Genomic DNA, 13,138 nt, shown 5'->3' on the forward strand with positions numbered 1-13,138 from the left:
CCCCCCCCCCCCCCCCCCCCCCCCGCCCCCCTTACCCCACCCCACCCCACCACCAGGAGGTACCGACAGTGCGAGGACACACACCCCACCCCCCGCCCCCGGGGGACACCCATGCTGACCGAATGTCCCCCGGCTTGCGGGGTCGGCTGTTCAAGCTCGCCACGGCCGGGATCGCCGCCGCGGTCGGGCTGTTCACCGTGACCGTGGCGACCGGGTCTGCGTCCGCCGCCGACAACCCGTACCAGCGGGGTCCGGACCCCACCCGGGCCAGCGTCGCGGCCGAGACCGGCCCCTTCGCCAACACCTCGGTCAGCGTCCCGACCGGGTACGGCTTCAACGGCGGCAGGATCTACTACCCGACCGACACCAGCCAGGGCACCTTCGGGGCCATCGCGATCTCGCCGGGTTACACTGCCCTGTTCTCCGCCGAACTGGCCTGGATGGGACCGTGGCTGGCATCGCACGGCTTCGTCGTGATCGGCATCGAGACCAACAGTCGTAACGACTTCGACACGGCCCGGGGCACCCAGCTGCTCGCCGCGCTGGACTACCTGACCCAGCAGAGCTCGGTACGCGACCGGGTGGACCCGAACCGGTTGGCCGTAGCTGGACACTCCATGGGCGGCGGTGGTGCGCTGAGCGCGGCCATCCGGCGCTCGTCGTTGAAGGCGGCGGTCGGCATCGCGCCGTACTCGCCGTCGTCGAACCTGGCCAACGACCGGGTGCCCACGATGATCTTCTCTGGGCAGGCGGACACGGTGGTCACCCCGTCTTACGCCACCGGCCTGTACAACAGCCTCCCGAGCACGACGGAGAGCGTCTACCTGGAGGTAGCCGGTGCGGATCACGGGTTCATGGTCGGGCGGTCGAACCCGGTGATGATCCGGACGATGCTGCCGTTCGTCAAGATGTTCATCGACAACGACACCCGGTACAGCCAGTTCCTCTGCCCGCTGCTGGACTCCAGCGGCGTGGTCACCTACCGCAGCACGTGCCCGTTGCTGCCCACCAATCCTCCGGTGGACCCGACGACACCGCCGGCGACTCCCACCGCTTCGCCTACCGTGCCACCGACGGGTCCGCCCGGTTCTGCCAGTGAGATCGTCGGGGTGCAGTCGGGTCGGTGTGTCGACGTGCCGAACGCTTCTCGTACGAATGGCACCCGGGTGCAGCTCTACGACTGCAACCGGCAGACGCAGCAGTCCTGGACGTACACCTCGGACCGGCAACTGCGGGTGTACGGGGACATGTGTCTGGACGCGGCGGGTTCGGGCAACGGTGCGGCGGTGCAGATCTACAGCTGTCACGGTCAGACGAACCAGCAGTGGAACGTCAATTCCAACGGGACGATCACTGGTGTGCAGTCCGGGCGGTGCCTGGACGTCTGGAGTACGGCCAACGGGGCGCAGATCCAGCTGTACGACTGCCACGGACAGACCAACCAGCGGTTCAGTCTCGTGCCACTCGCGAGATGATCCTGGCCGACTCGACGGACATCCTGTTCGAGGGCGTGCGGATCTGCACAGCGCAGGGCGGGACCCCACACCTCTGAATCAGGCCGGACGGAAACGGGCGGGCCCGGCGTCACGCCGGACCCGCCCGGATCACACCGACGGCGTGGTCCACGCGTCACCAGGAAACCTCGTGTCGAGCCTCCCGAGCGGTCTGGAACCACCTGATCCTGGACGTCGAAGTGATCCGGTTCCGTGGCGCGGCGCCGCGTACCGCACCCGGCCCGATCCGACGCTGACGCGGCACTGAGGCGGCCGTGAGGCCACCACGGATCGTGGGTTACCTGCCGCGTCGCCCCGTCGGGGCGCGAACATCCGACGGCAGGTACGAAGTGGAGTGGACGATGCGAACTCGATCCAGGCTCGCCCAGCTGTCGGGCGCTGCGGGCCTGCTGCTGGCCAGCACCGCCGTGGCCGTCGCCACCGGAACGGGACCGGCGCGGGCGACCGTGGTGAACGCCAGCGCGGCGGGCGGCTTCCCCAACCAGGCGCGGCTGGTGGGCTCGATCCAGTATTCGATGGTGATCCGCGACGTCCCCACGGCGGTGGCCGCGCTCCGCGAACACGCCCCGACCGACGACCGGCTACGCGCCGCCCTCGAACGGCGGCAGCGATCAGGGTCCTGATCAGGGATACCCGGACACCCCGCTGGTACGTGAGTACCACCAGGCCGTTACTCGCCCGCCCGGAGCACCTCGCCCAGCCGGTCGCGCCGCTGCAGCGCCGACTCGACAGGGACGACCGTGGCGGCTGCCGCCAGCAGTGCCACGCCCACCAGGCCGAGCATCCACCACGGCAGGACCGCCGCCGGGTCGGCGGCTTGACCGGTGAGCAGCCGCAGGTCGAGCGGGCCGAGCGTCAGGTGTGCGAGCAGGGCCCCGAGCAGCGGGCCGCACACCGCGGCGACCACGACCGGCGGCAGCAGCTCTCCGGCGGCGACCCAGCGGGCGTCGCGTGGCCGCAGACCGAGGGTTCGCAGCCGGGTCAGGGTCTGCCACCGCTCCGACGCACCCGCGGCGGCGGCGAGCGTGAGGCCGAGCAGCCCCAGCGCCAGCAGCACCGCGGCGGATGCCCACGCCAGCCGTAGCAACCCCGCGCTCAGCGGGGCCGCCCGCTGCGCCCGCAGGACGTCCGCGCGCAGGACGACGTCGGCGGCGACGCCGCTGTTCGACACGGCCCGCGCCGCGCCGGGGCCGGTCACCCAGACGGTGTTCGGCACGGCGGACAGTCCGGCGTCGGCGAGCGCCGCGGCGTCCACGATGACGATGTCGCTGGCGCCGCCGACGGAGGGAGCGGTACCGACGGCGGCGAGCCGGATCGCCGGGGCGCCGTCGCGGGGCAACTGCAGCCGGGTGCCGGTTCGCAGGCTGCCGTCGCTCGACCGGACCAGCGCCGGGACGTCCCCGGGGCCGGGACCGGGTGCGGTGAGCCGGGCCAGCGCCGGCGCGTCGGGCAGCGGGGTGGCGGCGAGCAGGCGCTGGAACGCGGCGGCGTCCACGATGACCAGGCGTGGGGCGAGCGCCGTCGAGTCGGCGAAGATACGCGCCGAGTCGGTCACCTGCGCGACGACAACCTGCCCTACCCCGGGTGCGGCAGCGATGCGTTCGGCGAGTGCCGGCGTGGAGGCCGTAGCCTCGGCGCCGAGGTCGAGGCGGGCGTCGGCACCGACGGTGCGCCACGCGCCGTCGTCCAGACCCCGGGCGACGGTGGCGCCGAGGATGAGCGCGAACGACGCCAGCGCCGTCGCGCTGACCAGCACCAGCAGGGGCAGCGCCCGCCCGGCTGTCGCGGCCGCCCGGGCGGCGCCGAACACGGCCAGCGGGCGGCGCGAGCGCAGGGCCTGCCGGAGCCACAACCGCACCCCGAGGGGCAGCAGCCGCAGCAGGACGAGCGCGCCGACGAGTATGCCCAGAGCGAGGGCGCTCATGGGCAGGACCAGGTCGCCGGTCAGCTCGTCGGTGTCGCCGTCGTGGGCGGTGGGCAGGAGCCCACGCTGGTGCAGCGCGACGAAGGCGGCGACCGCGGCGATCAGGACAGCGGCCTCCAGGGCGGTACGGCGCAGCTGGGCGGTGCCGCGGATCCAGCGTCGTGCGGCCCGGTTGGCGGGCTGGCGTCGATCGCGGCTGGCTCGGGCGGCGGCGAGGGTGCCGAACGCCGGTCCGGCGACGGCACCGGCCAGGACCACGGGAACGGTCCAGGACCAGGAGACGCCCGCAGCGGCCGCGCGGGCGAGCGCGAGCCCGGCGGCGGCGGCCGACAGGGTCAGCACGACGGACTCGATCAGCAGTTCCGCACCGAGGTCGGGCAGCGCCGCCCCGCGGTGCCGGGCGGCGCCCAGCGCCGGGGTGCGGCGGCGGACCAGCAGGTCGGCGGCGAGCAGCAGGACCAGTACCGTGGCGGTCAGGACCCCGGCGAGCAGCACGGCGGCCTGTGCGGAAGCGGCGATGACCTGCGTGCGGGCGTCGCGCAGGACGGTGTCGAGCCGCGATTCCCACTTCAGGGACTGGTCTCGGTCGCTCGACGAGCCGGAGGTGGCCTTGAGCTCGACCACCGTGCCGGCGAGCGCCGCGGCGGTGTCCCAGCTGAGCGCGCCGGGGTCGGGGGCGAAGCGGACGCTGCGCCGCAGTTGGTCCTCGTCGACGGCGAGCCGGGCGTCCGGCAGCGACTCGCGCGACAGCAGGCCGGCGAACCGGGTGGTGCCCACGCCGTCGGCGCCGGGCACGGGGCGCAGCAGCGCCGGGGCGAGGCTCCAGGCGGGGTCGGCGCTGTCCGTGGGCCGGTAGATCCCGCTGATCCGTACGTCCTTGTCACGCCCCTGGCCGTCCTTGACGGGGATCCGGTCGCCGGGGCCGAGGTTGAGTGCGGCGGCGTCCGCCTCGGAGAGCCCGACCTGGACCGGCCACGGCGGTCCGTGGTAGGGGATCTCGACGGCCTCGTCGGGGCCGGCGGGGCCGGGCGCGCTGCCGGCGATCCAGGTCACGTCCGGGCCGCCGGTGTCGGCGGCCAGGTAGGTGAACCGGAAGGTACGCAGCACGCTGCCGTCGGTGATGCCGAGGACCGGGCCGTCGACGACGGCGACGGGCGGGAGCAGAGCGGCATCCAGGTCGGGCCCGAGCGTGTCTGCCGCCCGGCCACGGAAGTCGTCGACGTCCTCGGCGAGGCGGGGTGTCCGGACCCGTCCGCCGTTAAGGCCGTCGTCGCGCTCCCAGCCGGCGTATACCAGGACGTCCGGATCGTCGCCGGCGCGGCGGACCGTGTCCTGGACGGCGTCGTCGGCGGCGGCGCGCAGCAGCGCCGGCACGGCCCCGGCGAGCAGCGCGACGGCCGCGATGACGGCGGCGGTGAGCAGCAGCGGTCCGGCATCGGCGCGGGCACGGCCGCGGACGCTGGGCCAGTGCGGCGCCGGCCACCGGCGGGTCAGCCATCGGATCACGGCGCCACCCGCAGGTGCGCGGCGTCGGCCCGGCGGACCTGGACGGTGACCACGACGGCGACCGCGAGCGTGCACCCGACCAGCAGCGCGGCGAGCAGTGCGGCCTCGGCTGGCCAGGGCCAGTGTGGCTGGGCGGCCGGGATGGGCGCGCCGCCGGTGTCGGAACGGATGAGCAGGGGTACGACGACGCGGGTGGCGAGCGCGCCGACGGCCGCGCCCGCCACCAGCAGCGGCAGCAGAACGCCGGCGTGCTGGCCGAGCAGCACGGTTCGGATGCCGCGCCGGGACATCCCCAGGCCGCGTAGCCGTGCCACCTCGACGGCGCGGACCTGCAGGTCGCAGGTCACGTGCAGGACGACGCCGGCGAGCAGCAGCAGGACCGCGGCCGAGACGATCAGCCGGAGCGCGGCCGGCAGCCCGGCGCGCAGCGGGCTGCCGGTGAGGCGGGCGGTCTCCGCCTCGCGCGTCGTGACGGTGCCCAGGTGCAGGGCGGTGGCCCGCTCGGCGGCACCGGGCCCGGCCGGGTGGCCGACCCACCAGGCGTCGACCGGGAACGTCAGATCGCCGGTGACGGCACGTGCGCGGGACAACGTGTCCAGGTCGGCCAGGATGGCCACGGCGCCGGGGGCGGACGGGACGGTCGGCACGACCTCGGTGACGACGATCGGGACGGGGGTGGTGCCGACCGTGATGCTGAGCTGTCTGCCGATGTCGGCACCGACCTCGCTGGCGAAGCGGGCGGAGACGGCGACGGGCACCGGGCCGGGGTCCGGGAAGGCGGTGGCGACGAGGTTCCGGGCGGCGTCCGGGGCGCCGTCGAGGTCGACGGTCGCCGCCATCCGCAGTTCGGTCCCCGTCGGCGTGGCGGACAGCACGACGGCCGGGTCGCGCAACTTCGTCGCGACCGGTGGCGCGGACGTGGCGGTCCACTCCGATCCGTCAACCAAGCCGACGGGCGGCACGGTGAGGGTGACGGCTACGGCGATGGGGCCGCCGACCGCGTCGGACCCGCCATTCGGCCGGCCGGGGTCGGCCACGACCGGCAGGGACACCGCGACGAGCCGCAGTCCGTCGGCGGTCGCGCACCCGGGCAGCCGGTGTTCCCGCCCGTCGAGCGGCACGGGGGGACCGGTGCAGGGTGTGCGCAGGCCGGTGGCGTCCTGCAGCAGCAGCCGGGGCGTCACGGCGAGCGAGGGCCCGCCCGGCGCGGTTCCGCTCAGGACGAGCGGGGCACCGGCCGGAATGGCGAGGCCGGTGACGCGGGCAGGTGGGGCGAGCGCGGCTCCCACCTCCGTCCAGCTCCGGTCGCCGTCCAGCCGCCCGCGCAGCAGCGCGTCGGCGCGGGTGGTGTCGACGGCGACCAGGCGTGGCGCCTCGCCGGCGGTGCCGAGCCACTGCCCGACGGCGATACCGCGGTCGACGGCCGGGCTCACCGCCCCCGAGGTGGCCACGCTGACCAACGCGCCCTGCCCGGCGACCGGCGCCGTGCCGAGGGTGAGCGTCAGGTCGGTGCCGACGGAAAGTTCGGCCTGGTCGTGCTGCGACCGTTGCCACGTGGCGTCGAAGGCGACGCCGAAGGTCCCGGCCGCGCAGGCCAGCCCGACGAGCAGCCCGGCGGCGACCGCCTGGGGCCGGCGGGCGGCCTCGGCGGCCGCCAGCGGAAGCACCAGCCCGCGGGCGCGGTACGCCAGCCGGTCGGCGCCGCGCAGGGCGGGCAGCACCACCCGGAGCACCAGGGTGACGCCTGCGGTGAGCAGCAGCGCCGGCGCGAGCACCCGGACCGTGTCGACGCGTGGGCTGGCGGCGGTGGGCTGCGCGTACAGCTGCCACCACCCGGCGGCGGCGAAAACCGCGAGCAGCAGGTCGGCGCCTGATCGGGCCAGGAGTTCGCGCCGGTTGCGCCGGTCGCCGGCGGCCGGGACGGGCCGGACCGCCAGGACGATGAGTACGACGGCGAGCACCAGCGCGCCGCCGGCGACCGCGACCACCTGGGCGCCGGTGACGGCCGGCCGGACGGTCAGGCCGGCGCCGTCCAGCGGCGGCAGGCGGGTCAGGCCGGCGTGCACGGCCGACGAGGCCGGTATCGCGAGGGCGGCGGCGAGGGCGGCGACGACCCCGGCCTCGAGTATCGCGGTGGCGGCGAGCTGGCCGCGGCTGGTGCCGAGGGCGGACCGCAGGGCGGCCTCGTCGGCGCGCATGCCGGCGGTCAGCCGGCCGGCGAGGGCGAGCGCGGTCGCGGCCAGGACGCCGCCGAGGACGGCGATCGCGAGCACGACGGCGGCAGTGACCTGCCGCTGGTCGTCGGCGGTCCGCAGGGTCAGCGGCAGTTCGGAGGAGACGCGGGCGAGCCGGACGCGGTCGCCGAGGGTGCCCGCCAGCCGGCGGTCGGCAGCGCGGACGGCCCCGGCTGCGGTCTCGAGGTCGCGGTGGTTGGGGCGGGACACGTCCGGATGAGCGGTGACCTCCAGCCGGTCGAGGGTGGCACCGGTGCTGACCAGGTCGGCGAGGTCGAGGATGAACGGGCCGTAGGCGTTGACGGGCTGCCCGAAGCGGCCGTCCCGGTAGCCGGTGGCAGAGCCGGCCGCGGCCAGCGGGTCGCGGTCCCAGCCACGCCCCGGCAGTGGGCGTGCGACACCGACGATGGTCACGTCGAGGGCCGGGACGGGCGCGTGCGCCAGCTCGGCGCCGAGGCGCAACCGGCGACCGGGGGTGAGGTCGAGCAGTTGGGCGGTGGACTCCAGCACCACCGCGTCGCCGGGGTCGGCTGGCCAGTGCCCCGTGACGAGCTGGGCTCGGGCCGGCAGGTCGTCCAGCCCCGACAGGTACGCCTGGGCCGGGACGCTGGTGCCCGGGGCGAGCGCTGGCGGCAGTGCACGCAGCACGGTCGACGCCCGCGCGGTCGTCGTCACCGGGAACGGCGCGAGCGCGGAGGTCAGCACGGTGCGGGTGTCGGCGACGACGGATGACGCGTCCCGGCCTTCGACGGTGCTGGTGTACGCGGTCACCTCGACGGCACCGGGGGCGGCGCGGGCCATGGCGACCTCCAGCGCCCGCTCGGCCGTGCGGGTGCCCAGCAGGGTGCAGGTGCCCAGCAGGGTTGCGCCGACCGTGACGACCCCGAGGAGGGCGGCCAGCAACGGCCACTGCGCGCGGGCGCGGCGGCTGACCAGTCTCAGCATCGTCACCTGGCGACCGGCACGTGCTCGTCGGGCTGCCCGGCCGCCGGTTCGTCGAGCTGCCCGTCCTGGATGCGGATCACCCGGTCGGCCAACGCCATCATCACCGCGTCGTGGGTCGACACCAGCGCGGTGACGCCTTCGGACTCCACCACCCCGCGCAGCAGGGCCATCACCGACAGACCCGTCTCGGCGTCCAGTTGCCCGGTGGGCTCGTCGGCGACCAGCAGCCGGGGCGAGGCGGCCAACGCGCGGGCGATCGCCACCCGCTGCTGCTGGCCGCCGGACAGCTCGGCCGGCCGCTGCCGGGCGTGGTCGGCCAGGCCGACCAGCTCCAGCAGCAGTTCGACCCGCCGCTCGCGCTCGGCCGGCGCGAGGCGGGCCAGCCGCAGCGGGGCGGCGACGTTCTCCGCCGCCGACAGCACCGGGATCAGCCCGAAGCTCTGGAAGACGTACGACACCTTCTCGCGCCGCAGCCGGGACAGACCGTCCTCGTCGAGCGCGGTGACGTCGGTGCCGTCGACGTGCACGGTACCGGTGTCCGGGCGGTCCAGGCCGCCGATGATGTTGAGCAGGGTGGTCTTGCCCGAGCCGGACCGACCGACGAGCGCCACCATGGAGCCGGCGGCCACGTCGAACGACACGCCGCGCAGGGCGTGCACGACGGTCGGGCCGGTGTGGAAGCGTCGGTGCACGCCGCGCACGCGCAGCAGCGGCTCGATGCTCATTCGCCGCTGCCCGCGTCGGGACGGATCGTGATGTGGTCGGGTTCCAGGGCCAGCCGGACCCGTCGGGTCAGCGCCAACGCCTGGCGGAAGTCGCGGGGCACCTGGACCCGCCCGGCCCGGTCCATCACGGCGTACTCCTCGGCGATCGTGTGCGTGTCGCCCTCCGCGTCGGTGGTGGTACGGCGCAGCACCTCACTGCTGGTGCGCCCGTCCCGGATCGCGACGGTCCGTTCGACCTGGCCGCTGACCTCCGGATCGTGGGTCACCACGACAACGGTGACGCCGTACCGTCGGTTGACGTCCCGCAGCACGCCGAAGACCTCCGCGGACGTGGCGGCGTCCAGTTCGCCGGTCGGCTCGTCGGCGAGCAGGACCTGCGGCTGGTTGGCCAGCGCCACCGCGATCGCGACCCGCATCTGTTGCCCGCCGGAGAGCTGCGCGGGGCGCCGGTCGGCGCAGTCGGCGACACCGAGACTGCCCAGCAGTTCGGTTGTGCGCTTCCGGCGCTGCTTCTTCGCGGTACGGGCCGCCGTCATCGGCAGGTCGACCATCTCCCGTGCGGTCAGGTACGGGATCAGGTTGCTCGCCGTCTGCTGCCGTACGAACCCGACGGTGTGCCGCCGGTAGTCCACGCGGTCCGCGCGGGACATCGCCAGCAGGTTCCACCGGTCGACCCGGACCCGCCCGGCGGTGGGCGCGTCGACTCCGGCCAGGATGGACAGCAGCGTCGACTTGCCCGACCCGGAGGCGCCGACGACGGCGACCATCTCACCGCTGTCCACGGTCAGGTCGAGTCCCTGCAGTGCCTGTACCTCGATCGAACCGGTCTGGTAGATCCGCACCAGGTTCTCGCAGACGATGAGCGCGTCCTGGCCGAACTCCGGCGCCCGGGCGGACGGCTGCGGCAAGGACAGCGTCGTGCTGGACATTCCCTCCCCCGTCCGGGTCGTGTCGCCATCGAGCCAACCTCGGGTAGCGATCGGGTCCGCCGAGCAGGTACGTGGTGTCACCCGGCCGGCACGCATGGTCGCGTAATGCGTCGGGAGCCCGAACCGCCCCCCGCCAACGCAGTATTGAAGCAGTTTCGCAACCGGCGGCTCCGTTGACCATGCCCCCCGCGCGGGCTTTTCTGCGTCCTGCTCCCCGGCAGGCGCGGCGGTGGCGGCCCCGACGACGGCGCATTCCCGACGGCGGTGCGAGCGCGGAAGCCTGCGATCGGCGGACGCGTCCGCCGACCCGGGCGGCAGAAGTGACTTGGGGAAGGGCGCTCGCTCGTCGGCCGTGACAGCGCACTTGGCAACACGCTGTTGGCGCTGCTGGACGTGGGTGTTGGGAAGCACATAGGGGGCCCGCGCCGCCTCCGGGTCGCGGGCGCACAGCTGTTCCAACTCACCTGCGACCCCAAAGGCCCGTGGCCAGGGGGTCCGCTTCGACCCCCGGGGACGGCTGCCGGGTGGAGAGGCGCGGCGCCACCGTCAGAAAGCACCGTGACAAGGGACACCGAACGACCCGGTTGATCATTTCCGGTTGGGTGATCGCCGCAGATACCACTCGGCCACAGCGAGGTTGATCAGCCATCCGGCGAGCACCAGCCCGGCCCGGGTGTTGCCGTCGGGCTGTTCGCCGGTGGCCAGGAGGTACGGCGCGTGCGTGAACGCCTGCGTGCCGGCGCCGAGGCCGATCGCGTAGCCGCGCACCATCCACGCCCGGTGCCGGGTGAAGTCGCGGCGCAGCACGGCGGCGAGGCCGAGCAGGATCGCGGCGGCCATCGCCGAGCCGAAGACGAGCCGCAGGCCGGCGAGCACGTTGTTGTCGTGGGCCGGCAGGTCGTACGCGAACGCCATCCACAGGCCGGAGAGGGCGACCGTCAGTCCACACGGGACGAGTACCCGGCCGGCGAGGCGGTGCCAGCGTCGGCGGCGCAGGCCGGGTACGAACTGGAAGGCGCCCAGGATCGTGTAGACCATCGCGCCGACGACGTGCAGCACCACCGGCAGCGGCTCGGCGACGAAGCGGGCGTTGGCCGGGGTGACCTCCGGTCCGGCACCCAGCTCGGTCAGCCGGGCCGCACCGGCGATCATCGGTACCAGGCCCAGCAGGATCAACGCGGCCGGCAGCCGCCACTCGCGGATCGTCATGCCGTCGATGGTGGCCGCCGTACCCGCCCCGGTTCATCGACAGAAGGGCCGCGATCCGGCCGGCCCATGGTCGTACGCCGTCGTCGTACTTCCGGCGGACGACGCCCGCCCGGCGCCGTCAGCCGCGCGGCCGGGTGCGGTTCGTCTCGTACGCCCACATCGCGATCTCGACCCGGTTACGCACGCCGAGCTTGGTCATCAGGCTGGTGATGTGCGACTTGACGGTGCTCAGCGTGATGTAGAGCTCGTCGGCGATCTCCTTGTTGGTACGGCCCCGGGCGACCGCGACCAGTACCTGTTCCTCCCGGTCGGTGAGCGCCTCGATCGGCTGCTTCGGCCGCGCGACCGGCCCCGCGTCGGCGAACGCCTTCAGCAGCCGGGTGGTGACGCTCGGCGCGATCAGCGCGTCCCCGTTGGCGGCCGCGTGCACGGCCTGGGCGAGCAGCACCGGGCCGGCGTCCTTGAGCAGGAAACCCCGGGCCCCCGCACGCAGTGCCGCGTACACGTGGTCGTCGAGGTCGAAGGTGGTGATGACGACCACCGCGAGCGGATCCGCGACCGACGGCCCGGCGAGCGTCCGGGTGGCTTCGATACCGTCCATGCCGGGCATCCGGATGTCGAAGAGGCAGACGTCGGGGTGGAGCCGCCGGGCGAGCTCGACCGCCCGACGGCCGTCGCCAGCCTCGCCGACGACCTCGATGCCGGGCTGCGCGTTCAGGATCATGGTGAGCCCGGTGCGGACGATCTCCTGATCGTCCGCGACGAGCACGCGCACCGTCACCCGTCGACCCCGGCCCGGGGGAGTACGGCGGTCACGGTCCATCCCTGGCCGGCATCGGGGCCGGCCTGGCAGATGCCGCCGAGCAGGTCGGCCCGCTCCATCATGCCGATCAGGCCGAAGCCGGGCGAGCCTGCCGGGCGGCCGTCGCCGGCCTCGCCGTCGTCGCTCACCCGCAGGCGTACGGAGGTGTCGTCGACCGCGACGCTGACCTCGATGCGGGTGGCGTGCCGGGCGTGCCGGCGGGCGTTGGTGACCGACTCCTGGGCCAGGCGGTAGAGCGTGGCGCTGACCGTGGGCGGGAGGTCCTCGAGATCGCCGCGGATCTCCACGTCGACGGCCGGTCCGGTGTGGCCGTCGGCGAGCCGCGTGATGTCGGCGACCTGCGGGCGGGGCGCCAGGTCGGCGGGCTGGTCCCGGCGCAGGACGCGGACGATCGCGCGCATCTCGGCGAGCGCGCGGGACGCCTCGGCCTCGATCACGCGGAGCGCCTCGACGGCCGCGTCCGGCTGGCTGGTCGAGGCGGCGATGCCGGCCTGGGCGCGAATCGCCATCGCCGAGACGTGGTGGGCCACGGTGTCGTGCAGGTCGCGGGCGAGCCGCTCGCGTTCCAGCGACTTGACCCGGTCGAGTTCGCGCAGCCGGGCGGCGGCGCGGAAGCGGACCGCGACGCCGAGTGTGGCAGCGGCGAACATCACCGCGAAACCGGCGGTCAACTCGCTGCCGTTGATCGGGCCGGCCAGGCCGGCGGCGGCCACCTTGGCCGTCACGAAGACCGAGCCGAGCACGGCATCCCGGCCGGAGCCCCAGCGGAACAGCGCGTAGGTCAGCAGGACCAGGAAGCTCGTCGTGTACATCTGGCAGGCGTCGCCGGGCAGCACGAACGGGGCGACCGCCGTGAAGCCGAACGCGATCGCCACCACCGCGAGGGGCTTCGTCCGCCGCCACAGCAGTGTGGGCAGCAGCGCGAGCGCGATGACGAGGCAGCCCACGCGCCACGGCAGGTCGGGTCGGGCGATCCCCTCCAGCACGATCGCCGGTGCGAGGACGGCGATCAACGCCCAGTCGCGCCCGGCGGGCCCCGGGGCGTGCGGTACGCGCGGCTCGGACAACACGGCGCGTAGGCGAGGGGGCACGGAACCATCGTACGAATAGTGGTGCGACTCCAGATCGTCCCAAAGTACGACTGATTCGTCCTGCCGGAGCGAGCGGGCCGACCAGGGCCATGATCTCCTCGCACCGGGCGGCGACGATTCCCCGGCCGGGGCCGAAGTAGTCGTCGACGAACCGGACCAGGGTGTGGTTGACCTCGGTCCGGTCGTGGTCACCCAGGTCCGTGACGTTGCGGCGGCTCTGGGCCTGGTGCTGCTGGAA

9 protein-coding genes are annotated in these 13,138 nt (G+C 74.4%); 2 read left to right on the forward strand and 7 right to left on the reverse strand.

Annotation, left to right across the window (positions count from 1 at the left end):
- The first annotated feature begins 122 nt into the window (after positions 1–122).
- Complete coding sequence (locus ABGB21_RS24440) at positions 123–1,475, forward strand: ricin-type beta-trefoil lectin domain protein (RefSeq protein ID WP_347652231.1); 1,353 nt, start codon at positions 123–125, stop codon at positions 1,473–1,475.
- Between the two features lie 380 nt (positions 1,476–1,855).
- Positions 1,856–2,137 carry a hypothetical protein gene (locus ABGB21_RS24445; RefSeq protein WP_347679736.1) on the forward strand — a complete coding sequence of 94 codons (282 nt, stop codon included), beginning with the start codon at positions 1,856–1,858 and terminating at the stop codon, positions 2,135–2,137.
- Positions 2,138–2,184: 47 nt separating this feature from the next.
- On the opposite strand, the gene ABGB21_RS24450 is transcribed toward ABGB21_RS24445, so the two are convergent.
- From ABGB21_RS24450 to ABGB21_RS24480, 7 genes are all read right to left on the reverse strand, one after another.
- Positions 2,185–4,944, reverse strand: coding sequence for an FtsX-like permease family protein (locus tag ABGB21_RS24450; RefSeq protein ID WP_347679738.1), 2,760 nt, complete (start codon positions 4,942–4,944; stop codon positions 2,185–2,187).
- Complete coding sequence (locus ABGB21_RS24455) at positions 4,941–8,123, reverse strand: FtsX-like permease family protein (protein ID WP_347679811.1); 3,183 nt, start codon at positions 8,121–8,123, stop codon at positions 4,941–4,943. Before ABGB21_RS24455 ends, ABGB21_RS24450 begins: the two co-directional genes overlap by 4 nt.
- 2 nt (positions 8,124–8,125) lie before the next feature.
- A complete protein-coding gene (locus ABGB21_RS24460; protein WP_347652228.1) occupies positions 8,126–8,848 on the reverse strand; it encodes an ABC transporter ATP-binding protein in 723 nt (240 codons plus the stop codon).
- Positions 8,845–9,777 (reverse strand): ABC transporter ATP-binding protein, encoded by a 933-nt coding sequence (locus ABGB21_RS24465; RefSeq protein ID WP_347652227.1) that lies wholly within the window; start codon positions 9,775–9,777, stop codon positions 8,845–8,847. Before ABGB21_RS24465 ends, ABGB21_RS24460 begins: the two co-directional genes overlap by 4 nt.
- 588 nt (positions 9,778–10,365) lie before the next feature.
- On the reverse strand, positions 10,366–10,986 hold the full coding sequence (locus ABGB21_RS24470) for a DUF2306 domain-containing protein (RefSeq protein WP_347679740.1): 621 nt from the start codon (positions 10,984–10,986) through the stop codon (positions 10,366–10,368).
- Positions 10,987–11,104: 118 nt separating this feature from the next.
- Positions 11,105–11,767, reverse strand: a complete 663-nt coding sequence (locus ABGB21_RS24475) for a response regulator transcription factor (RefSeq protein WP_347652225.1) — start codon at positions 11,765–11,767, stop codon at positions 11,105–11,107.
- Positions 11,764–12,879: a sensor histidine kinase gene (locus ABGB21_RS24480; protein WP_347652224.1), complete on the reverse strand. Its 1,116-nt coding sequence runs from the start codon at positions 12,877–12,879 to the stop codon at positions 11,764–11,766. Before ABGB21_RS24480 ends, ABGB21_RS24475 begins: the two co-directional genes overlap by 4 nt.
- Positions 12,880–13,138: the final 259 nt, after the last annotated feature.

The organism is Plantactinospora sp. B24E8 (assembly GCF_039871735.1).
Taxonomy (GTDB): domain Bacteria; phylum Actinomycetota; class Actinomycetes; order Mycobacteriales; family Micromonosporaceae; genus Plantactinospora.